The 22,716-nt window shown below is 31.5% G+C and carries 27 protein-coding genes; 16 read left to right on the top strand and 11 right to left on the bottom strand.

Annotation, left to right across the window (positions count from 1 at the left end; genetic code table 11):
* Nucleotides 1-12 precede the first annotated feature (12 nt).
* From ccsA to Q0891_RS09450, 3 genes are all read right to left on the bottom strand, one after another.
* A complete protein-coding gene (ccsA, locus tag Q0891_RS09460) occupies nt 13-3,261 on the bottom strand; it encodes a cytochrome c biogenesis protein (RefSeq protein WP_299101035.1) in 3,249 nt (1,082 codons plus the stop codon).
* A 104-nt stretch (nt 3,262-3,365) separates the two neighbouring features.
* Complete coding sequence (gene mscL, locus Q0891_RS09455; protein ID WP_299101033.1) at nt 3,366-3,815, bottom strand: large conductance mechanosensitive channel protein MscL; 450 nt, start codon at nt 3,813-3,815, stop codon at nt 3,366-3,368.
* 66 nt (nt 3,816-3,881) lie between these two features.
* Nucleotides 3,882-4,271 (bottom strand): group III truncated hemoglobin, encoded by a 390-nt coding sequence (locus Q0891_RS09450; RefSeq protein ID WP_299101031.1) that lies wholly within the window; start codon nt 4,269-4,271, stop codon nt 3,882-3,884.
* A gap of 69 nt (nt 4,272-4,340) precedes the next feature.
* Between Q0891_RS09450 and Q0891_RS09445 the strand changes: the two genes are divergently transcribed.
* The 8 genes from Q0891_RS09445 (at nt 4,341) to corA (ending at nt 10,276) form a co-directional block, all read left to right on the top strand.
* Nucleotides 4,341-5,129 carry a Rossmann-like and DUF2520 domain-containing protein gene (locus Q0891_RS09445; RefSeq protein ID WP_299101029.1) on the top strand — a complete coding sequence of 263 codons (789 nt, stop codon included), beginning with the start codon at nt 4,341-4,343 and terminating at the stop codon, nt 5,127-5,129.
* Nucleotides 5,126-5,686 (top strand): hypothetical protein, encoded by a 561-nt coding sequence (locus Q0891_RS09440; RefSeq protein ID WP_299101027.1) that lies wholly within the window; start codon nt 5,126-5,128, stop codon nt 5,684-5,686. Before Q0891_RS09445 ends, Q0891_RS09440 begins: the two co-directional genes overlap by 4 nt.
* A gap of 11 nt (nt 5,687-5,697) precedes the next feature.
* Nucleotides 5,698-6,231, top strand: coding sequence for an HAD family hydrolase (locus tag Q0891_RS09435; protein WP_299101024.1), 534 nt, complete (start codon nt 5,698-5,700; stop codon nt 6,229-6,231).
* 58 nt (nt 6,232-6,289) lie between these two features.
* On the top strand, nt 6,290-6,601 hold the full coding sequence (locus Q0891_RS09430; protein ID WP_299101022.1) for a hypothetical protein: 312 nt from the start codon (nt 6,290-6,292) through the stop codon (nt 6,599-6,601).
* An 8-nt stretch (nt 6,602-6,609) separates the two neighbouring features.
* Entirely contained in the window at nt 6,610-7,536 is a 927-nt protein-coding gene (locus Q0891_RS09425) for a geranylgeranylglycerol-phosphate geranylgeranyltransferase (protein WP_299101020.1), read from the top strand.
* A 1-nt stretch (nt 7,537) separates the two neighbouring features.
* The gene (locus Q0891_RS09420; protein WP_299101018.1) at nt 7,538-8,131 is read left to right on the top strand and encodes a Maf-like protein; all 594 of its coding nucleotides are present in this window, start codon (nt 7,538-7,540) and stop codon (nt 8,129-8,131) included.
* Between the two features lie 74 nt (nt 8,132-8,205).
* On the top strand, nt 8,206-9,144 hold the full coding sequence (locus Q0891_RS09415; RefSeq protein ID WP_299101016.1) for a septum formation inhibitor Maf: 939 nt from the start codon (nt 8,206-8,208) through the stop codon (nt 9,142-9,144).
* A 49-nt stretch (nt 9,145-9,193) separates the two neighbouring features.
* A complete protein-coding gene (gene corA, locus Q0891_RS09410) occupies nt 9,194-10,276 on the top strand; it encodes a magnesium/cobalt transporter CorA (protein ID WP_299101014.1) in 1,083 nt (360 codons plus the stop codon).
* Between the two features lie 342 nt (nt 10,277-10,618).
* Here corA and Q0891_RS09405 read toward each other — a convergent pair whose 3' ends face one another.
* Complete coding sequence (locus Q0891_RS09405; protein ID WP_299101011.1) at nt 10,619-10,765, bottom strand: hypothetical protein; 147 nt, start codon at nt 10,763-10,765, stop codon at nt 10,619-10,621.
* A gap of 95 nt (nt 10,766-10,860) precedes the next feature.
* On the opposite strand from Q0891_RS09405, the gene Q0891_RS09400 reads away from it, so the two are divergent.
* The 3 genes from Q0891_RS09400 (at nt 10,861) to Q0891_RS09390 (ending at nt 13,037) form a co-directional block, all read left to right on the top strand.
* Nucleotides 10,861-11,211, top strand: coding sequence for a hypothetical protein (locus Q0891_RS09400; RefSeq protein ID WP_299101009.1), 351 nt, complete (start codon nt 10,861-10,863; stop codon nt 11,209-11,211).
* 90 nt (nt 11,212-11,301) lie between these two features.
* Nucleotides 11,302-11,709 (top strand): hypothetical protein, encoded by a 408-nt coding sequence (locus Q0891_RS09395; RefSeq protein ID WP_299101006.1) that lies wholly within the window; start codon nt 11,302-11,304, stop codon nt 11,707-11,709.
* A gap of 44 nt (nt 11,710-11,753) precedes the next feature.
* A complete protein-coding gene (locus tag Q0891_RS09390) occupies nt 11,754-13,037 on the top strand; it encodes an APC family permease (RefSeq protein ID WP_299101004.1) in 1,284 nt (427 codons plus the stop codon).
* Here the strand turns inward: Q0891_RS09390 and Q0891_RS09385 are convergent.
* The 4 genes from Q0891_RS09385 to Q0891_RS09370 all read right to left on the bottom strand — a co-directional run bounded on the left by Q0891_RS09385 (nt 13,034) and on the right by Q0891_RS09370 (nt 16,575).
* The gene (locus tag Q0891_RS09385) at nt 13,034-13,720 is read right to left on the bottom strand and encodes a peptidoglycan DD-metalloendopeptidase family protein (RefSeq protein WP_299101002.1); all 687 of its coding nucleotides are present in this window, start codon (nt 13,718-13,720) and stop codon (nt 13,034-13,036) included. The genes Q0891_RS09390 and Q0891_RS09385 overlap by 4 nt on opposite strands.
* A gap of 144 nt (nt 13,721-13,864) precedes the next feature.
* Nucleotides 13,865-15,451: a hypothetical protein gene (locus Q0891_RS09380; protein ID WP_299101000.1), complete on the bottom strand. Its 1,587-nt coding sequence runs from the start codon at nt 15,449-15,451 to the stop codon at nt 13,865-13,867.
* 73 nt (nt 15,452-15,524) lie between these two features.
* Nucleotides 15,525-16,094: a hypothetical protein gene (locus tag Q0891_RS09375; RefSeq protein WP_299100998.1), complete on the bottom strand. Its 570-nt coding sequence runs from the start codon at nt 16,092-16,094 to the stop codon at nt 15,525-15,527.
* Nucleotides 16,078-16,575 (bottom strand): RNA polymerase sigma factor, encoded by a 498-nt coding sequence (locus Q0891_RS09370; RefSeq protein WP_299100996.1) that lies wholly within the window; start codon nt 16,573-16,575, stop codon nt 16,078-16,080. Before Q0891_RS09370 ends, Q0891_RS09375 begins: the two co-directional genes overlap by 17 nt.
* 269 nt (nt 16,576-16,844) lie before the next feature.
* Between Q0891_RS09370 and Q0891_RS09365 the strand changes: the two genes are divergently transcribed.
* Nucleotides 16,845-17,411, top strand: a complete 567-nt coding sequence (locus Q0891_RS09365) for a DUF2911 domain-containing protein (protein ID WP_299100994.1) — start codon at nt 16,845-16,847, stop codon at nt 17,409-17,411.
* Between the two features lie 14 nt (nt 17,412-17,425).
* Nucleotides 17,426-18,505, top strand: coding sequence for a methylmalonyl Co-A mutase-associated GTPase MeaB (gene meaB / locus Q0891_RS09360; protein ID WP_299100991.1), 1,080 nt, complete (start codon nt 17,426-17,428; stop codon nt 18,503-18,505).
* A gap of 160 nt (nt 18,506-18,665) precedes the next feature.
* Here the strand turns inward: meaB and Q0891_RS09355 are convergent, their stop codons facing one another.
* Nucleotides 18,666-18,809 (bottom strand): hypothetical protein, encoded by a 144-nt coding sequence (locus Q0891_RS09355; RefSeq protein WP_299100989.1) that lies wholly within the window; start codon nt 18,807-18,809, stop codon nt 18,666-18,668.
* A 79-nt stretch (nt 18,810-18,888) separates the two neighbouring features.
* Between Q0891_RS09355 and Q0891_RS09350 the strand changes: the two genes are divergently transcribed.
* The 3 genes from Q0891_RS09350 (at nt 18,889) to Q0891_RS09340 (ending at nt 21,932) form a co-directional block, all read left to right on the top strand.
* Nucleotides 18,889-19,605 (top strand): glycosyltransferase family 2 protein, encoded by a 717-nt coding sequence (locus Q0891_RS09350; protein WP_299100987.1) that lies wholly within the window; start codon nt 18,889-18,891, stop codon nt 19,603-19,605.
* A gap of 91 nt (nt 19,606-19,696) precedes the next feature.
* A complete protein-coding gene (locus Q0891_RS09345) occupies nt 19,697-20,329 on the top strand; it encodes a lipid-A-disaccharide synthase N-terminal domain-containing protein (RefSeq protein ID WP_299100985.1) in 633 nt (210 codons plus the stop codon).
* Nucleotides 20,322-21,932 (top strand): glycosyltransferase, encoded by a 1,611-nt coding sequence (locus Q0891_RS09340; protein WP_299100984.1) that lies wholly within the window; start codon nt 20,322-20,324, stop codon nt 21,930-21,932. Before Q0891_RS09345 ends, Q0891_RS09340 begins: the two co-directional genes overlap by 8 nt.
* Here the strand turns inward: Q0891_RS09340 and Q0891_RS09335 are convergent.
* On the bottom strand, nt 21,919-22,488 hold the full coding sequence (locus tag Q0891_RS09335; protein ID WP_299100983.1) for a phosphatase PAP2 family protein: 570 nt from the start codon (nt 22,486-22,488) through the stop codon (nt 21,919-21,921). The two genes, Q0891_RS09340 and Q0891_RS09335, sit on opposite strands and share 14 nt — an antisense overlap.
* On the bottom strand, nt 22,488-22,715 hold the full coding sequence (locus Q0891_RS09330) for a hypothetical protein (protein ID WP_299100982.1): 228 nt from the start codon (nt 22,713-22,715) through the stop codon (nt 22,488-22,490). Before Q0891_RS09330 ends, Q0891_RS09335 begins: the two co-directional genes overlap by 1 nt.
* Nucleotide 22,716 lies beyond the last annotated feature (1 nt).

Genomic DNA, 22,716 nt, shown 5'->3' with positions numbered 1-22,716 from the left:
AACAAAGAGCAATTATTTCTTATAGTAAATCTTACTTTTTCTATAAGAGAAAAAACCAAGTATGGCAATAACACCTACAGCAATAGCAATTACTTTTCCACTTAAAATTTGGTCTCCACTAGCATAAGAGTGTAAACCTGCCAAGTAGAAATTAACACCAAAATAGGTCATTAAAATACTACCATATGCCACAATAGACATTAAACTATAGATCCAACGACCTCTTAAGCCTGGCACTAAACGCATGTGAATAACAAAAGCATATATCATAATACTTATTAAAGCCCAAGTTTCTTTTGGATCCCAACCCCAATATCGTCCCCAACTTTCATTTGCCCACATACCTCCAAGAAAATTTCCAATAGTTAACATTACTAAACCAACCGTTAATGCCATTTCGTTAATAATGGTCAACTCTTTTATATTTACAAGCATGCGCTCTTTATTCTCTTTTGTTGTAAAAATCATTAACAACAATGCTACGGCTCCTAATATCATTCCTAACGTAAATGGTCCATAACTCGCCACAATAACAGACACATGTATCATTAACCAATACCCTTGTAGTACTGGCTGTAGATTACCTATTGCAGGATCTAACCAACTCCAATGTGCAATCATTAAAATCATAGAGGTTACAAAGGCACCTGCAGCAACAGTTAAACTCGATGAACTAAATTTACCTAAAAATGAAGCCTTTTTATCTGAAGTATTCTTTCGCTTAGTTATACCTACAATAAACCCAAATAACATGGTAGACCATGCTACATAAATCATTGATTCGTATGTATCACTCCAAGGTGCATGACCAGATAAATACCATCTCCAAATTAAACCAATTGTGTGAAGTATAAAAAACAGCGCAATAACAATCATGAATATATTAATAGCTATTTTTAAAGCTTTGCTTTTGTATTTAAAAATCTGAACAATGATCAGAATAAATAACAATGCTCCTACAAGCATGTACATATAATACAATCGTTTGAAGAGGTCGAAATCATTATACATGATCTCCGAATTAATTTTTTCGTCCGATAGCATAACTTCACTACCATATTTCTGCTGAGTTTTCTTAATGCCAGAAAGCAATTCTTCAGCTTTAGAATAATCGCCAGTTTGTTTGGCATTATTTAAAGTAACCAAATAAGCTACAAATCCATTATTTATAAAGTTGCCATAAAGAGAATCCTTTATCTTATCTCTAAATCCTTCGTCTCTAAAATCCTTAGAAGATATCCAACGGTTATTTTCATCTTCTGGTACAGGGAATATTTTAATATTTCTTCCTTCAATGGCATCAGACAATAAACTTAGTCGACCGTAAACTTCTTTTATTTGACTTTGATATCCTGTTGGAATTTTTGCATTAAAAGCATCACTCAAATAAGGATCTAGTTTATTTACACCACGTTCCGTAAAGAAATCGAGTAGACTGGCATGTTTAACCTTTTTATCTACACCAATAATGGTTCTTATAGAATCTGCTTTTCTTGGTGTTAAATAAATAATTGGCACATTATACCAAAGCATAGGACTTTCTTGTATGGAAAGAAAAACTTGATCTGCGTTAAATTCTTCATACGTATCTCTATGACTAATACCACGTAACATTTCTGAAGAATAAGTATGAATTGGCATCATACGACCACTATAATCCTGAATTACCATTTTTGAAAACTCAGCTGCGTGTTCCTTAGGCGTAATATGTACTCTTAAAATTGAATCTATTTGTTCTTTTACAGGCCTATCTTGATGGTTGTGGCCATCGTCCTCTGAATGTTGTTGCGCAAAACCTGTTAAACCGAATAACAACAATATCATTGTCATTATTTTTGCTTTCTTTGCTTTTATCTTCTTTAGTCGGTTTCGTATATCATCAAAGCGTGTGTTTTTTGCGAATAGAATTGCTAACAACCCAAAATACAAAAACATGTAACCTGCGTAGGTAATATATGTTCCCCAAAAATCATGGTTTACAGAAAGGTAGGTTCCTTTTTCATCTGGATCAAAGTTTGCTTGAAAGAAACGGTAACCTCTATGATCTAATACGTGGTTCATATAAATATGATAATCAAAATCGCCTTCTTCTCTATCTAAAACCGTAACCTTACTCTCGTAAGATGAATAAGCTTTTTCGGTGCCAGGATATTTTTCGGCAATAAAATCGTTGAGTTTTACATCAAAAGGTAATTTTAAAACTTTAGGTCCATATTTTAAAGCTAATTCTAAGCCACCAACTTCAAATTCTTCATATTCCGCTGGTATTCCTAGTCCTCCTAAAACGCCAACTTCTTTAGTTTCTCCGTTCGCAGTAACCTCTAAAATTAAACCATCAGTATCATTCTTTAAGAGCTCAGACTTTTTTACCACTCCAAAATCGCCCTTAATAATAGGCTTTGGCATCACAATTTGCATATTCCCAATAATATATCGCGATCTTAAAATCAATGGCTGAATACTATCTTTAAATAATTTACCTGTTGCACGCGTCGCCATCGTCATATACTCTCCTTCGTAAGGTGATTGAATAAATAAACCTTCTTCTGTTTCAGTAATATTTATAGCATCCTTTTCAAATTTATTCAATGACACTAAAACATTATGAAGGCTAGAGATTGTACCATCTTCTAAAAAGTGATTATGAGGTGCTCCATTACCAGCTTCGACTATTTTTAAATAGCGCTTACCTGTTTCATTAGGAATAACGTCCTTTTCAGCACCTTGAATTAATTCCTTGAGTTTAATTGTAACATCTGTATCTCCATAATCTAATGTTTCACTAAATGAATTATCTAAACGATGAGAAAAATCTACTTCCTCTTCTACTCTACGTTGTTGTAACTGACCATTTATTTTATAATCGCCAATAATACGACCGCTTATGTATGTTTTTTGCGAGTAAAATTCATTTTGAGTTTCGCCTTCTCTAATAGGCATAATTCCTTCATAACCTACATAACGCGTTATAAATGCTCCTAGTAAAATAAAGATGAAAGATAAATGTAAAATTAGCGTTGCCCATTTTTCCTTTTTATACAAACGGAATCTAAAAATATTACCTACAAAATTAATGACAAAGAAGACCATAATTGCTTCAAACCACCATGCACCATAAATCAATGTTCTTGTGTAAGGTGTTGGTGAAGTATCCATGTTTCTATCTAAAAGTGTGCCTGTTGCCATGGCTGCGGCAAAGGCAATAAATAAAAACGCAGTAAGTTTTGTAGAGAATAGGAAATTAGCGATTTTCTTTTGCATAATTAATGGCTTTTTTAAGCTCGTGCAAAGATATGGTTTTTAAACGATTTAGGCATTCCTTTAAAACCCTCAATAGTTGTTAAAATTCTATTAATTCTACAAGCTTAATTACTTGAATCTGTCTTTAAAATTTTGTTTTGCTCTTCCATTAAATCTTTTAAATCTGATAACAACTGAATATCCTTAGGTGTTACCACAGTTTCGTCTGTAGTATCTTGAGCCTGATTTATAAGTCTGTTCATAAACTTTACAATTACAAATACTGTAAAACCGATAATTATAAAATCTAAAAACACTTCAGACAATTTACCATAAGCAACAGCTACCTCAGCCGTTATGGTTTCACCAGCAGAATTTAATACAGCATCTCGCAACACTAATTTTTTATCACTAAAATTTACACCATCTGTTAACAGTGACAATGGCGGCAACAGAACCTGTTTTGCCAATACATCGATGACTTTATTAAATGCTGCACCTATTATGATACCAACAGCCATATCCATCATGTTTCCTTTTACTGCAAATTCTTTAAATTCTTTGATGAGTTTCATATCGTAGTTTGTGTTTTAAATTTTAGGTTTTAAAAAACACAAATTTAAGAAGTTGCACATAAAAGCCTAAGTATTTCTAGACGTAAAAATATTCATGTACATAAAAGTGCCCATTTTACGTGCTCTTCGTTTGGCGTTTTCAGCATAATCGCCTTCAAATAATTCGTCTATAGTTTGAAACCATAAATTCAGCCAAATGCCAAAATGCAATTCTGTAATACTATGATTAAAAGCTTTGTCCACTTTGGTGTGTGCTTCTAAAGGATTGCCACTAAATTTTGTTTTTAAAAATAAGCTCGATTCCCAAAAGGTTGTAAGATGCTCTAAATGCGCTGGCCAATCTTTAATGGTTTTATTAAAAAATGGTCCTAGCGTTTCATCTTTTCTAACTTTTTCATAAAATTTAGAAACTAATAAAAAAACGTCTGCTCTGGTTTTTATATCTTTTTTGCTCATTGTTTCAAAGTTATTCTTTTAATCGCTTTGTTGTTATTCTAAGATAAGAAATCTTAGTATTTTTACAGCATGATTTCAGTGATATTACTTGGTGCTGGCAATGTAGCCACACATTTATATAAAGCCTTTTCTAATGCCGATAACGTTTCGGTAAAACAGTGGTATAACAGAAGACGTTCTTCCATTTCTTCTTTTGCCAATGACGTAGAAATTACGGATTCGTTAAATGAACTTAAAGAAGCTGATCTATATATTATGGCAGTGAGTGATGATAGTATTGCAGAATTTTCATCTGCTTTACCATTTACAAATCGTTTGGTTGTTCATACGTCTGGCAGTGTTGCTATGCACGACATTGATAAAAAAAACCAAATTGGTGTTTTTTACCCTTTACAATCATTTACAAAAGGTGCAGAAATTAATTTTTCTGAAGTGCCAATTTGTGTTGAAGTGTATGAAAAAGAAAATCTTGAACTCTTAAGAGACTTAGCAAGAGCAGTTGGGTGTAAGCCACATAAAATAACCACAGAACAACGTCAAACGCTTCATTTAGCAGCAGTTTTTGTAAATAATTTTACTAATCAACTCTATAGAATCGGTCATGAAATTTGTGAAACGAAGAATATAGAATTCGAAATTTTACATCCATTAATTGAGGAAACGGCTAAGAAAGTGCAACAAATGTCGCCTTTTATGGCACAAACGGGACCGGCTAAACGCAATGATAAAAGAACAATTAAAAGACAATTAAAATTAATTGAAAAGGATGAGCATGAAGCGATATACAAAATGCTGACATCTTCGATTAAGAAGACGCATAATGTTTTGAGCAGATCGATGAAGCAAGTAAAACGATGATAAAACCAAATGCAGTTGCCAACGAAAAGGATTCTCCTTACTATGTAAAGAATGAATCATTCTGTTTAAAGTTTGAAAGTTTTATTAGTCAACTTAACGGAAAATCAAAAGGCAATTATAATGCTTGGTCTTATAGTGTTTTAGGTGAAATTAAAACATCCAGAAAATGGATTTTAGAATATAAAAAATCAACATTCTCATCTGGGAATTTAATCCTAAGTGCAAAGAGCCAAAATCTATTTGTTTCAGCTATTTGGAAAACAGAATATACATCACAAAACATTCCAGATTTTATAATAAAAAAAAGAACGATCAAGGACATGGTATCTCAACTTTTAAGGAAAAATTTTTCTGAAATAAAAAGTACTTCCAACTATATTTTAGTATCTGATTCAAAGTCTAAGATAATCGATAAATTAATTGAAATTCTTCACCCCTTATTTGATTTAAATGAAATCTATAAAATTTCAAAATTAAAGAATGTATTGACAATAGAATTGAGAACAGACCAACATTATTTTAATATATTTAACCAAATAAATAATTTAAATTTTTGATATCAAAACCAATGAGCGACGATAAAAGTTATAAAGAATACTTAGCAGATATAACCACCTTCATTTTTGATGTAGATGGTGTTTTAACAGATGGAACCATTACGGTAACAACTGAAGGCGAAATGTTAAGAACCATGAACATTAAAGACGGATTTGCCCTAAAAACAGCTGTTGATGTAGGTTTTAACTTGTGCATTATTTCTGGCGGATCTAACGAAGGTGTTCGTAAACGTTTAGCTGGTTTGGGTATAAAAGACATATTTTTAGGTGCTCACAACAAAATTGAACAGCTTAATGCATATTTAGACCAACACAATGTTTCTAAATCTGAAGTGTTATATATGGGCGACGACATACCAGATTATCCTGTTATGGAATTGGTTGGATTGCCTTGTTGTCCTCAAGATGCAGTTCCTGAAATTAAAGCTATTTCAAAATACATTTCACATAAAAATGGTGGAAAAGGTGCTGTTAGAGATGTTATTGAGCAAGTCTTAAAAGTACAAGGCAAATGGAATGGTAACTTTAGTGCTAAGTATGATTAGCAAGTTATTATTTACCGTTTTTGTTTAATAGAAAAATGATTGTTAAAATAATTTAATCATGTCTAATAGAAGAAGACATAGTACTGGATTTGGATATATAGGTTTTGGGAATAACCAATCTACTTTTAACCGAAAATCGTCTACACCGTTTTCTAAATATAAAGAGAAGTTAGATTTAGAAACTCATTTGCACTACCAAATGGATTTTCTGCATAAAGATTTAACTAAAGAAGATAAGGAAAGAATTAAAAATAAAATAAGGCTCCAAGAACAAAAACTTTTTAAACGTACACTAATTTTAAGCATTATAATAATAGTTATAGTTGCTTTTATCACTTATTATTTAATCACTAAAATAGTATCTCACTAATCCCTCAAATGATTCACATTCTCAATTTAATCCGTTGGAAAAACTTATTAATGATTGCTTTTATGCAGTACTTAATTAAATATGCTTTACTGATACCATTTCAAGAAAGCCACGGCGTGACAATATCTTTATCACATTTTAATTTTTTCTTACTTGTTTTATCTACAATTTTGATTGCTGCAGGTGGTTATGTAATTAATGACATAAATGATATTGAAACCGATAGAATAAATAAGCCCAGTAAACTTATTGTAACAAAAAACATAAGTGAAAAAGATGCTTACTCTCTATTCATGGCATTTAATATAATTGGTGTTGGCTTAGGCTTTTATTTAACTTATGGCATAGGTAAAACTAGTTTCTTCGCTATCTTTTTTATAGCTTCTGCACTACTCTATATTTATTCTACATCACTAAAACAAATTGCTGTTGTTGGTAATATTGTAGTCTCGATTGTTGTTGCATTAAGTATTGTTTTAGTTGGTGTTTTTGAATTGATTCCTGCTATGAACGTCAATAATGAAGCTGTACAAACAACCTTTATAAACATTATTAAAGACTATGCCATATTTGCATTTTTAATAAATCTCGTTAGAGAAATGGTTAAAGATATTGAAGATATTGAAGGTGATAAAAAGACTGAAATACAAACTCTACCTGTACTTTTAGGTAAGACAAAATCTAACAAAATAGTTTTCATTATTTCTTTGCTTCCTATTTTATCCATAACTTATTACGTCATTACTTATTTATTTAAGCAATTACCTGTTGTGGGCTACTTTTTAATTTTGGTAATTGCACCTTTAATTTATGCCAGCATTAAGTTATTTAATGCTAAAGAGAAATCAGAATACAAACAAATCAGTCTAATTTATAAATTAGTGATGCTAACAGGTATGTTGTCTCTAATTCTTTATTATTATATTTTGAAATAATATGCTTAACGAAAAACTTAAAGACTTTAATATTATTTTAGCCTCTGCTTCGCCACGTCGTCATTCTTTTTTAAAAGATATGCATCTCGATTTTGAAATTAGGTTAAAACCAGTAGAAGAGGTTTTTCCGAAACATTTAAAACGTGAAGAAATAACCGATTTTCTGGCCAAGTTAAAGGCTCAACCATTTGCTGAAGAACTTAGAGACAATGATATTCTAATTACAAGTGATACTATCGTTTGGTTAGAAGATGAAGCCATTGGCAAACCAAAAGATGAAGCCGATGCTTTTGAGATGATAAAATCTTTAAGCAACAAAACCCATGAGGTGGTTACATCTATTTGCATTACTTGCAACGGAAAACAATGGGTTGTAAATACTATTACCAAAGTGACTTTTAAGCAGCTCGCAGATGAAGAAATCTGGTACTACATTAATCATTTCAATCCCTTAGACAAAGCTGGTGCATATGGCATACAAGAATGGATTGGTGCCATTGCGATAACTAATATTGACGGCTCTTATAATAATGTGGTTGGTTTGCCAACTCATTTACTTTATAAAACGTTAAATAGCATTGCAGACGATATCTAGAAGCTTATCTTTATTATAAAACCCAACGTACGTTCTATGCTTTTAAGCAATAACAGCGTTGAAATTTGTTGATTATGATAACGAAAATAAAACTCATCTTGGTATTAATTACTGTTAGTATTTTGAGCTTTACCGCTTGTAAAGATGCAACTACGAAAAAAGAATCAGAGATAGCAAAACTTACTGAAGTAGCACCAATACCTGAAGCGCCTAAAAAAGCACTATCCGAAGACTTTAAAGACTATTGGTATAATGGCGATGCAGAAATAACATCTTACAAATTAGAACAAGCGCGATATGGCGAGCTCAAGGAAGGCACTGCCGTACTAATCTTTGTTACCGAAGACTTTTTACCAGATGAACAAGTAAAAGCTAATAATTACAATGCTAATAATGTTCCTGTTCTAAAACTGAATATGACCAAGAATTTCAACAATGGTATTTACCCTTATTCTATAATGCAGAGCACCTTTTTTCCTGTGGCAAATAATCAACATGCTATAAAAATTTCAACCTCTGTACAAGAATGGTGTGGACATGTATATACCCAATTAAACAATCGTGACAAATTTGAAATAATGTCGCATTCTTACTTTCAAGGCGAAGCAGATGACACATTTACATTAGAAAAAAACTGGACAGAAAACGAACTTTGGGCAAAATTAAGGATTGATCCAACTACTCTTCCTGTTGGTAAAATTAAGCTTATTCCTTCTATTGAAAGTGCTAGACTTAACCACGATGAGCTTAAGGTATATAGTGCCACAACAAGCTTAGAGAATGATAGTTATACCATTAACTACAACGAATTAAATAGAACCGTAAAAATTAGCTATAATTCTAATTTTCCACATGAAATTTTAGGATGGACAGAAACTACCATCTCTGGCAAAGGACCTTCAGCAAAGACGTTAACTACGAAAGCTACAAAGTTAAAAACACTAAAAACTGATTATTGGAATAAAAAAAGCAACGCAGATTTAAGCTTAAGAGCAGATTTAAAATTGCAATAAGCAAACTTTAGTTTAATTTAGTTGATATTATTATTTTAAATATTAAAACATGGTTTTAAAACGTAAGGTTAAAAAAAGAACAGAACATTACAAAAAACATGTTGGTCAAGTTCCAGGAACCTTAATATACACAGGAGAAAAATCAAATAAAGATTTTCATATTGAAGCCTTTGATTATACAAAAGATACCTTTACAGAAAGTGTTTTAACCAAAATTGAAGACACCTACACTTTTAAAGAAACTGATTCTGTTTCATGGATAAATGTCGATGGTTTAAAACATACAGAACAGATTGAAAAAATCGGAAAACAATATGATTTACACCCTCTTGTTCTTGAAGATATTGTAAATACTACGCAACGACCTAAGATAGATGAGTATGAAGATTATTTATTCATTGTACTTAAAATGTTATACTACGATAAAGATGAAAACATAGTTATAGAACAAGTGAGTTTTGTACTTGGTAAAAATTATGTTCTCTCTTTTCAGGAGTCTGAAGGCGATGTTTTTGATACGATAAGAGAACGATTAAGATTAGGAAATGGACGAATTAGAAATCTAAAATCAGATTACCTTTTGTATGCTTTAATTGATGCTGTTGTAGACAATTACTTTAGTATAATTGAAACCTTAGGTAATAAAATTGAAGACTTAGAAACCGATTTATTTGCAGGCCATACAAGAGAAAATATTAGTATAGATGTGCAACAACTAAAACGTGAAATCTTAAAAGTGCGTCGTGCTATTTTTCCATTACGAGAAATTATTAATCGTGTTGAAAAAGGGGAGCATCCATTAATTTACAAAAAAACAATTACTTATTACAGAGATATTTACGACCACTTAATTCAAGTTTCGGAGAATATAGATATTTACCGAGAAATGATTTGGAGTTTAATGGATATGTACATGACTACCATTAGCAACAAGATGAATGAAGTGATGAAAGTTCTTACTATTATCTCATCTATTTTTATTCCACTTACCTTTTTAGCAGGTATCTATGGAATGAATTTTGAATACATCCCAGAACTCAGATATCGTTATGGCTATTTCGTACTTTTGGGAGTCATGTTTATTATGTTTATTGGTTTGTTATATTATTTTAAACGTAAGAAATGGTTGTAATTAAAACATCTGCAATCATTTGAATAAATTAGCGATATATGACTGGGTTAAATTAGGATTAAGCATTTCGATTGCCATAATTCTGCTTGTTTTCCGATACTCGATGATAATGAATAATATCGCTTCATCTGTATTGCTTTCTATATTAATATTCGACATAGTTAAATATAACAAAATCAATAATCCCGTATCAGTATTGATACATTATTTTACTTGGATTCTCATAATTTCATGTGTAATCTATATTAGGAGAGTTGGATTAAATTTTTGGTCGCCATTAGTATTAATTTTTTTCATAAAGCCTATATCTTTAATCTTCACTATATTTAAGTTTAAAAAACTTTACGTAACTAAATCTATTTTGGGGAATTTATGGCTAATTAGCATGGCTCTATATTTGTTAGAGCTAATACTAAATTCTACACATGGCTTAGCATCATATGCATTAAAATTGGCTATTATCTCTACTATTGAAACTACTCTAATCATTATTATAAGTAATAAATTATTAATTTATGAACCTAGCATTGTCTCAATGGGTTGGAAAAAAATAAAGCATAATATTTATCAGTAAAAAATTATATATGCTAAGAAAGCAAAGACCAATCTTAATCGTAGCCATTATTATTTCTCTTGCTATAGAGATTCTATTAATTGTATCTGTATATAGTAAAGTAGGCAACGAAAGGCTGCCTTTTCAAATAGGACGATTAGTGTTTCAACTTATATTTATAGCTTGGGCATTGTCTACAAAATCTAACTCAGCGCTTTTTATCTTAATGGCTTACCACGTAGTAACCGGTTTTATTATTTTAAACTCAAACAATGCCACAGAATTAATAGCCAAATTCTTAATCGGTTACCACTTTTTAATCGGCTTAATGATATACTTCCATGAGTATATTGAAGGTAAATTATTCTCTAAAAATCATTGAATTATTAAAGATTAAAATAAAGTAATAGGTCCTTCACTTCTTACTTGTAAAAAATAATTTCTTAACTTAACATCTAATTAGATTTTAAAAATGAAAAATGTATTAGCTACCATTATAGGATTGATTGTTGCGAGTATTACAGTTCATATCTTTGAGGCAGTTATTGGTCATAACCTATTTACATTCCCAGAAGGTGCAGATCTTTCCGATGTAAAATGGATAAAGAACAATATGGGAAAAATTCCAATGGGTTCTAAGGTTTTTGTCGTTATAGCTCATTTCGCAGGCATAATTACAGGTATGTTTACTGCCGCCAAGATCTCTAAACAAAGTGTTATTCCTTCTTACATTACGGGAGGATTAATGGTAATTGCGACGTTTGTAACTATTGTAATATTGCCAAAAGAGCTATGGTTTTCTATTTCTGATGGTGTTTTAGCTATTACAGGTTTTTTAATTGGAAAATTAATAGCTCAGAAACAGATCACAAACTTTTAATTTTTATCGAATTAAATAAATTAAGTAAATAATTCTTAACGCAAATGAGCAGTAATATAAGTTTAAAAGAGGCTATTTCCATCGGAATTGGAGGTATGGTTGGTGGAGGAATTTTTGCAGTACTAGGATTAGCAGTTTCAATTGCTAAAGGAGGAACTCCTGTGGCATTTTTATTTGCTGGTATTTTAGCTTTACTAACCTCTTACAGTTATGTAAAACTTTCTCAAAAATATCCTGATAGAGGTGGTACAGTAAAGTTTATTAATCAAGGGTTCGGAATCTCAATTTTTAGTGGAGCTATTAACAACTTACTATGGGTAAGTTACATTATTATGTTGTCTTTATATGCTTCAGCTTTTGGTTCTTACGCGCCAAATTTACTTGAACTTACACATAATAAAACAATTGACTTTCATATCTATGCGAGTGCTATAATTATTTTGGCAACTTCCATTAACTATTATAGCATTGCAGTCGTTGGAAAAATAGAATCGTACGCGGTAGTTATAAAATTAATCATTCTCATTGGTTTTATAGGTATTGGATCTTATGGTCTTATAGGTAATCCCAACCTATCTCAGTTAGCCATAAGTCATTGGGAAACCCCAATTCAATTATTTGCTGCTGGTATGGTTATATTTGTTGCTTATGAAGGTTTTGAGCTCATTGCAAATGCTGCTCCAGACATTGAGAATCCTAAAAAAAATATTCCGCGAGCATATTATTATTCTGTAATATTTGTAATTATACTATATATTATAATTGCTATTGTTACAGTTGGTTCACTTCCATTTGATAAAATTGCAAAGGCTGAAGATTATGTTTTAGCAGAGGCAGCGCAACCTATGCTAGGCAAGATTGGTTTTACAATTATTACCGTTGCTGCTTTAATTTCCACGTTTTCGGCGATTAACGCGTCATTGTATGGCGGTAGTAGAGTGAATTACGAGATTGCAGAAGATGATGAATTACCACATCATTTTATGTCAAAACTATGGAATCAGCCTGTTGGTTTATTCATAACGGCTATGGCAACATTGGTATTAGTAAATATTTTAAATTTAGAAACAATTTCAACTGCCGGAAGTGTAGGTTTTATACTCATCTTTGGTATTGTCAATTTTGTTGGTTTCAAATGTGCTAAAGAGACTGGTAGTAATAAATTAATTCCTCTTTTAGGGTCTGCTTTTTGTCTGTTAGCCTTAATTATTTTAATTCATCAACAATATCAATCTAATCTTACTGGTGTAATAGTTTCAGTTGTAATAATTGGTTTATGTTTTATCTCAGAATGGATCTTTAAATCACTTGAAAAACGAAATACTTAATAATGCCTTAAAAGCGCATTAGGATTTGGGCAATTACTTTTATAAAACTCTAAATCATTTTCGTTAGTAACACCTGGATAATCGCCTTTGTAATTTTGAATATCTTTAATGACCTGAAAATGTAAATGAGGCGGATAATCACCATTTACATTTGCACTCCCTAAAGTTCCTATTTGCATACCTGACTTTACTTCTACTCCAACAATTTTATCCGTAATAGATTCTATACTTAAATGACCATATAAGGTGTAAAACATATAATCATTTATTTTATGTTCTAAAATTATAGTTGGTCCATAATCGCCATAATTTGTATTGTTATTAAAACTATGGATTATTCCATCTAATGGTGCAAATACTGGTGTTTCTTCACTAATCCATATGTCTGTTCCTAAATGAATATTTCTTTCTTTTTTGGTATCAAGCTCATTAAAGTATTCGCTACGTTTATAAATTCCGCGTTTTTCAAGATAACCTCCATAAGCTAATTTGGCTTTATTATATGTGATATAGTTAGTAATATAGTTATCTAAGTCTTTAGAAGATGAAATGTTGATGTTTAGTAACGCCTCATTATCAATCGATAAATCTAACGTAACACAATCTTGAGGATTTGCTAATGCTTCAATAATAGGATAAGCATTAATGGAATTTAATAAGATTTCAAAACTTGCAACAGGCATAAATAAAAATTTCCATAAAAATAGAAAACTATTTAATGGAAAGAAGAAAGGAATAACAGATTCTATGACAAATCTGCAAAATAAAATTTAAATAATTTTAGTATTTAAGATAGATAACTATCTATTAACTATACTGTATTTTTTTTAATTAACAATCACATTACTAAACTTGGCATTAACCACTATATTTCTATTTGAATCTTGACTATTTGGTAAATTTCTTATCGTCTTTTGTGTTGTAGATTTATTGTTATACTTAGATCTATTACCTTTAAAATAAAGTATATAATCTACATCTTTAGGCAAATTTATTAACGCATCACTATGCTCTAAAACTAAATTAAGATTCTTAAAAACATCCGAAATATTAGAAATGGTAAGGTCTCCAAAACTACCGTCGATAATACCAGTTTCGGTAAGGCTTTGAATATTAATATTAGATGATTTGGAGTTAAGAACTAAGCTTTTTGCGTTTTTAATCTGCGCTTTGTCTACAAAGTTGAGATTTAACGTTCCTAAATTCCATGTATCTATGACGACTGGTGAGTAAGATACATTGATGGAAGTATCACTTCCATCAATGTGTTCTGCTACTAAGAATGAGTGCGAAATATCGCCACTCATGTTATGAATCACAGAGCTTAGTTTCAATTCGCCATGTCTTATGTCTGTTTTTAACTTAGCCTTTTTAGGTATTTTAATTTTAATTACCTTTTTCACTTTACTATTGCTACCTGATTCTAATCGTTGAATAACCTGAGTGTTTCTTCTATTTTGTAACGCACTACGCCTAGCTTCTAATGCAGCTCTACGTGCATCTCTTTGCTCATACAATGCCTCTTTTCTTTTATCAAGCGCTTCCCTTCTTTCCTCCATAACTTCGGAACGTTCATCCATTTCATTACTAAAACGCTCTCCCCAAACTTTCATCTTCTCTTCCCATTCTTTGCCAAATTTCTTACTAAACTCCTCTCCCCATTTTTCCATATCCTCACCATATTTTTCGCCAAATTTTTCGCCCCATTTTTCCATTTCTTCAGTCCATTTTCCATCAAAACGTTTAGCATATTCTTTTCCCCATTTTTCCATTTTTTCTGGATAACCTGCTTCACCAAACTTTCTTGCCCAATCTTCCATTTTTTTCTGAAACTCTTTACCACCTTTCTTTTCGTACTTTTTACTCCATTCAGCCAAATAGGCCTCTCCTTCTTCTTGATATCTTTCGTAATCGAATTCTATAGTCGTTACACCTTTAGGCAATTCCGGTAATTTTGGCATCACAGGCATTTCTGGTAAATCTGGCATCCTAGGCATTTGTACCATTTCTGGAAGCTCTGGCATCTCTGGCATCTCAGGCATTTCTGGCAACTCAATAAGTTGGTACTCTAAATCATTTAATAAAACCGAATAATCATCAGTTTCTAACAAACCAATATGTCTACCTCCATGAGATGAAATTGAAACCTTATTATTAGAACCTTCAACCTTAAGACTCCAATGCTCTAAAGCGTCTTTTAATTGCTCATTAGATAATGTTTCGCTTTCAATGTAAGCTTCGATTTCTACCGTATTTCTATTCCATGTTTCTAAGTGAATTTCTACGTTGCTAGTGTTTAGGTCTACTACAACATCCTTATCTACCTTTATGGATTGTGATGTTTTGTTCATCGTTTTCTGTGCATAACCTAAAGTGGTAAAAAGACAGAGAATTAAAATTTTGATTTTGTTCATGATTCTTTGATTTAACTGTTCGTTTTTTAATTGAATTTGATTGATTGATTGATTGATTGATTAATTGATTGATTTAAGCTGTTTTTTGCTCCATAGGCACATCACTAAAGTCTTTGAGCTTATCCTTTAAACGCATTACAAGCTTTAAACGAAACTTTAGATTTTGTATTAATGCATCTAAAGTTGCTTCATTGGGTCCGTTTTTATTAAGCTCTATCGTTAATTTTTTGTACTCGTCATTTAACTCTTTTAAGCGTGCTATGTAGCCATCAAACAATTCTTTATTTTCAGGTGTTAATTGCACTTTAGACAATTCTAAATTTATACTCGCTAAGTAATAATCCTCTACTTTTTTAAAATCTGGCGATATATCACCTAACGTTTTTATTTCGGTATCAACTACCTTAATTGGGTCTTTTACATCAACTGAATTGTTAAACATTTTAAAACCTCCAATACTTAATCCTAATAACACTATAACACTAGCTGCGACTTTAAAAAACAAAGTCTTATTTGATGATTTTTCTTTTACAGGTAAGGCTTTACCTAATTTCTGAAGAAATCGCATTTCGTGCCCTTCAGACATTTTTAGGTCTTCATTTTTGGCTTCATTTCTATATAAATCTCTAATATCTTGCTTCATTTTGCTTATATTTTAATGCCTTTTTCAACTTTTGTTTGCCTCGTGATAATTGTGTCCTAGAGGCAACTTCTGTAATTTTTAATATGTCAGAAATCTCGCTATGATCATAGCCTTCTACTAAATACAATAGCACAACATATTTGTATTTTTCTGACAACTTCTCAATTTCAATATTGACGTCTTCAACAGTAATTTCTGATTCTACTTGCCAATCACTTTCATTTTCATTTGTAACATCGCTTAAATGAAAATCTTCTAATTCTACCAAACGTTGATGCTTAGACTTTAAAGAATCAATGCATCTATTAATTACTATTCTTTTTAACCAAGCGCCAAAACTAACTTGAGCTTTAAACTGATCTAACCTAGAAAAAGCACTTATAAAAGATTCTTGAACAATATCTTCTGCTTCCATAGTGTTGCGTACATATCTTTTAGCTACAACCAACATGCCATTGCAATACTGATTGTACAATTGCATTTGCGCTTGCCTATTGTTCTGTTTACACAGTTCAACAATATTTATTTGAAACGTACTAATTTTAGATTTGATTTTTTGATTGGTTATACACTAAAGACGATACAAAAAATAAAGTGTTGCAAAAATTTTTCATAAAACATCATTTTTCATAAGAATTGCTTAAAATTCAACGTTAGTAGCTTATAAATTTAAGGAATTGAATTATCTTTAAATTTAGAATGCATAAGTTTGCATTACATTGAACCCTCTTAATTTTTAGATTAAAAACTATGCTGAAACGCCTCCTAATTATACTAAGCATCTTAGCTTTAGGCTTACTATTATATTCTGTATTTGTAGAAAATATTTTTGCGCCACGATTGAGCCCTAAAGATTCTGCAGAAATTACTTTAAATGATTTGAAGTTAAAAGTAGAATACAACAGACCTTCTAAACGAGAGCGTATTGTATTTGGTGCACTTGTACCTTTTGATAAGGTATGGCGAACAGGTGCAAATGAAGCTACAACTTTTGAAACCAACCAAGATTTATTAATTGATGGTATGGTTTTAAAAAAGGGAAAGTACACCATTTGGACTGTCCCTATGGAAGATAAATGGAAAGTAATGTTTAATTCTAAACAGTATAAATGGGGTGTTAATGAAAGAATGGAACCAATGTGGGATCCAAATTTTGATGCCTTAGAAGTTGTTGTACCATCAGAAACAATTGACGAAACTGTAGAACAATTTACAATTGCCTTTGACCATAAAACGGGTAATTTAAAACTCACTATGGCTTGGGATAGTACTATTATAGAGTTGCCATTAAGTGAATACTCCTCTACAAAACCTTAAATTTATAATGCAAAGTGGCAAAAAAAGATAAATCATACACGTCTGCTTTGCATGAACAAGAAGGTGTTGAACCACCTAAAAGTTTGAGCGCTAATGTTGCCAAAATCATAAAAGTAAATCGAAAGAAACAGCCATCTGTTGACGATTTGGTTTCTGGTATTACGTCTCAAAATATCACTTCGCTTAGTAGAGCCATTACCTTAGTAGAAAGTACGAATCCTTCACACACAAAAAAAGCAAATAAGGTCATTTCTAAATGCTTACCATTTGCTAATAAATCTATTAGAATAGGAATCACAGGCGTGCCTGGTGTTGGTAAAAGCACATTTATTGAGGCTTTTGGGTTGTATTTAACCTCTATTGGTAAAAAAGTAGCTGTGTTAGCAGTTGATCCAAGTAGTAGTCTCAGTAAAGGAAGTATTCTGGGTGATAAAACTAGAATGGAAGATTTAGTGAAAAATCAAAATGCTTTTATTAGACCTTCGCCTTCAGGAAATTCTTTAGGAGGTGTTGCCAGAAAAACACGAGAGACTATTATCTTATGTGAAGCTGCTGGTTATGACACCATTATTATTGAAACTGTTGGTGTTGGACAAAGTGAAACGGCTGTACATAGTATGGTTGATTTCTTTTTGCTCTTAAAATTATCAGGTGCTGGTGACGAATTACAAGGTATAAAACGCGGTATTATTGAAATGGCAGATGCCATTGTCATTAATAAAGCTGATGGCGAGAATATAAAAGCTGCAAAAATGGCCAAAGTAGAATTTAATAGGGCTTTACATTTGTATCCAACTAAAGATTCAGAATGGTCGCCAAAAGTTACTTTAAGTAGTGCTTTAAAACGTGAAGGTATTAAAGAGATTTGGAACCTTATTGAAGAATACGTAAAGACTACCACAACGAATGGTTATTTTGAGAACAATAGACATCAGCAAAATAAATTTTGGTTACTACAAACCATAGAGGACCGTTTAAAATCTAATTTTTATAATGCTTCTCACATAAAAGAAGAACTACAATCTCAAATAAAATTAGTTGAAGCCGGTAGAACGACACCTTTTATTGCTGCCGAATACTTGCTAAACTTGTGACCAAAAAGATGATTTACATTATTGTCATTTTAAGCTCTATTAGTTTAATAATTTTGATACATATTAATATAACGATGTACCAACATTATATTAGAACTACTGGTAAAACACGCGCTTTATTTGGGTTATCAGAATGGTTGGTATATGGTTATAGACATTATTATGGCATCATGCCTTTTATAGGCTTCTTTGTTAGTTTATTTCTCGCTTTTAAAATCGAAATTAGAAAAATAGCTTTAATAGCTGCGTTGATTTCATCAGTGGCCGTTATATTTTCAATATTTAGTGTTTGGAGGCTTTTCATATAAAAGATTAGCTTTATATATTAAGGCTTTAACACTAATATAAAAAACAATACTTTTGCAAGGATTAAGAAAAAAAACATGCCGTATAAGTTTACCATCATAGTTCCTGTTTATAATGAGGAAGACAATTTAGAACGTGTAGAAAAAGAACTTTCTATTTATCTCAATATAGCTACAGTTTCAACTTCAATTCTTTTTGTAAATGATGGATCTAGTGATAATAGCCAAGCGTTAATAGAAGGTATTTGTGAACGTAACGAAGCATTCCACTACATTCTATTTAAAGAAAACAGAGGATTGAGTGCGGCAATAAAAGCTGGCTTTGATCATGTAGATTCTGAACTCGTTGGTTATATAGACTCTGATTTGCAAACTGCACCCGAGGATTTTAATATTTTACTACAACATATAGGTTCTTACGAGTTAGTTACAGGAGTCCGCTCTAACCGAAAGGATTCTTTTGTAAAAAACATGTCATCTAAAATTGCAAATGGCATTAGACGTGCATTTACTAAAGATGGTATGGATGATACTGGCTGTCCGCTGAAAGTAATAAGAACAGATTATGCTAAACGTATCCCAATGTTTAGAGGTTTGCATCGATTTTTACCTGCTATGATAATGTTACAAAATGGACGTGTTACGCAAGTCACTGTTCAGCATTTTCCTAGAATGGCTGGTACAGCAAAATTTGGACTTTGGAACAGGTTACTTGGTCCACTTATGGATTGTTTTGCATATCTATGGATGAAGAAAAAGTATATTAATTACGAAGTTTCTAAATCGAGTAAATAATTTAATGTCATATTGAATACTTTAGAAAACAAATTACAGATGACATTGAAATTATAACTAACTTCAATTTGGTAAATCAACACAATTAAACTTGAAAGACTGGATTATTTACAGTATCGGATTTTTGGCTCAGATTTTATTTTCTTCTCGGTTAATAATTCAATGGATAACCTCTGAAAAACAACGAAAGGTTATTACACCTAAGACATTTTGGACGCTGAGTTTAATAGCCTCTTTCCTCCTATTTATATATGGTTATTTACGTTTAGACTTTGCAATTATGCTAGGTCAAAGTTTAACCTATTTTATTTATATTAGAAACTTACAACTGCAAGGTCAATGGCAGAAGTTCCCAAAAGTTGTTCAATATTTATTATTCTTTGTACCTATTTTTATTGTTATATTCTACTTTAATAATAACCAAATAGATGTTGACTTACTGTTTAAAAATGTAGATATACCAACTTGGTTACTAACATTAGGTATTGTAGCTCAAGTAATTTTCACATTACGTTTTGTATACCAATGGATACATTCTGAACGTAATAAAACATCTACTTTACCATTAGGTTTTTGGGTTCTTAGTTTAATTGGTGCAGGTTTAATATTAACTTATGCCATTATTAGAAAAGATCCAGTATTATTTGTTGGACATTTATTCGGACTCATAATATATGCTCGTAATACTTATTTAATCACACAAACTAAGACTAATAATGATTGAACGCATTGAGAAATATCCAATTCTAAGTTTATTACTTTTTGTAATTGTTATGCTCGGCTTTACCTTAGATTCTATTCCTGTTACGATAATGGAGGCTCGTAATTTTATTTCAGCCAGAGAAATGCTAACGGATGACAATTGGATTTTAACTACAATGAATGGCGAAGCACGTTACCAAAAACCACCTTTACCTACTTGGATTACTGCTATTTTTGGATCAGTATTTAGCATAACGTCTGTTTTAGCGTTACGCTGGCCTACTTTACTTTTTGTGGCGAGCATTGGTGTTTCAATTTATTTGCTATCAAAAAAACTAGAACTAGCTAAAGCACACAGTCTCATAAATGGGTTTATTGCTATAACATCTTTTTACGTCATTGGCATTACTGTAGAAGCACCTTGGGATATTTATACTCATGGGTTTTTACTCATGGCTTTGTATCAGCTATTTTTAATGTTTCAAAGTGGTAAAACATCCATTTTAAGAAGCTTACTTTTTGTACTGTTTCTGGCTGGCTCTGTGCTATCTAAAGGACCAGTTTCGTTATATGTATTATTCTTACCATTTGTAATAGCCTATGGTATTGCCTTTAAATTTAGAGGAAAACCTATTCATTTTTTAAAATTAATCAGTCTATTAGTTTTTGGAATCGTTTTAGGTGGTTGGTGGTATTTTCATGTTAGAGTTGCAGATCCCGAAACATTTACCGCTATTGCAGAACGTGAAACTTCTAATTGGAGCAGTTATAACGTAAGGCCATTTTATTACTACTGGAGTTTTTTTGTGCAAAGTGGATTATGGACTATTCCTGCTTTTATAAGTTTACTTTATCCGTATTTAAAAACTAGAGTTTCAAACCTAAAAGCCTATCGTTTTAGTTTCCTCTGGACGCTTATTGCTGTGATTTTATTGTCTGTAATTCCTGAGAAAAAATCGCGTTATTTAATGCCTGTTCTAATTCCTTTAGCCATAAATATTGGCTTTTATATTGATTATTTAATTAGAGAATTCAAAACTATAACTTCAAAAAAGGAAACCATTCCTGTATATTTTCAATTTGGTTTAATTGGCACAATTGCCATTTTATTTTGGGCTTCTGGCTTCTTTTTGTTATCTGATACAGAAGGATTTGCAAAAATTAGATTTTTTATTGCTAGTGCAGTCATAGCAATTATCGGTTTTTTCATTTTTAAAAACTTAAGAGCTAAACTAATTAAAAATGTGTTTTACTTAGTTGTGGCTTTTATGATGAGTATAGGATTACTGGTATTACCATTAGCTAAAGGCTTGGCTCAAGAGCATTACAAATCGGTTGCAGAATTAGCTTCGGATGACTTAAAACTTTACACTTTAGATGGTGTTTCACCAGAAGCTATATATAATTATGGGAGTAAAATTATAAGTATTAAAACGAAAGATGGTATTTTAATTCCTTCGGAAAAACAATTCAGATTATTAACCTCATCTTCAAAACCAGAAGACATTGAAGCGCTTGCTAAACTTTACCACATTAAATTTATTGACACCTATGATTTAAATTTTTCGGCTAGAAATCATAAATCACGTTTGGTGAATCAATTATATGAGCTTACTCTGAAATAAACCGTTTAATTAAATATTTATTCAGCTTATAAAATCCTATTCCTGAAACAGCTCCAAAGAGTAATCCACAAGCAATATCTAATGGATAATGCACGCCAACATATATACGACTGTAGGCTACAACTAAACTCCAAACGATTAAAATATAAATTACATTTTTAAAATATGGTCTAAGTAACAAACCAGCGAATATTGCTGTAGACATAGAGTTAGACGAATGACCTGAGAAAAAACCATACTTACCACAACGAGGTGCAATAAAGCGCGTAAAATCCATAACACCTTCTGCTCTACAAGGTCTTGGACGCATAAATGTATCTTTAAACACATTAGTAATTTGGTCTGTAAATGTAATCATACCTGCAATGACAACAAACATGAGCAATAAAGCTTTCCAACCAAATTTCTTGTAAATCACAAATAATAAAACGAGATATAAAGGGATTGATGAAAACTTATTTGTTATGACTAACCATAAGCCATCCCAAGTTTCTGAACCCAAATTATTGAGATATAAAAACAGTTCTTTATCGTATTGTAGAAGTTGTTCTAACATTAATCGTCGTATCTAGCCACTTCTCTATCGTAGAAATCTGTAGCTTGCTGAATGTAATTTTCAGTTTCAGTTTCTAGTTCCTTTTCGTCATGTTGGTCAAATTCTTCAAACCACTCCACCTCATCGTTTTCTAGATTAATTATAAATCTTGGGAATTCTGTATGTATAATATAAATTGCATTAGGATGATCCGTATTATCGCCTAGTATGAATTTTGGTAATTCCATG

The sequence above is a fragment of the uncultured Winogradskyella sp. genome (genome assembly GCF_947498005.1).
Taxonomy (GTDB): domain Bacteria; phylum Bacteroidota; class Bacteroidia; order Flavobacteriales; family Flavobacteriaceae; genus Winogradskyella.
The sequence above is the reverse complement of the archived record's forward strand: the minus strand, read 5'-3'. Positions and strand labels throughout refer to the sequence as shown.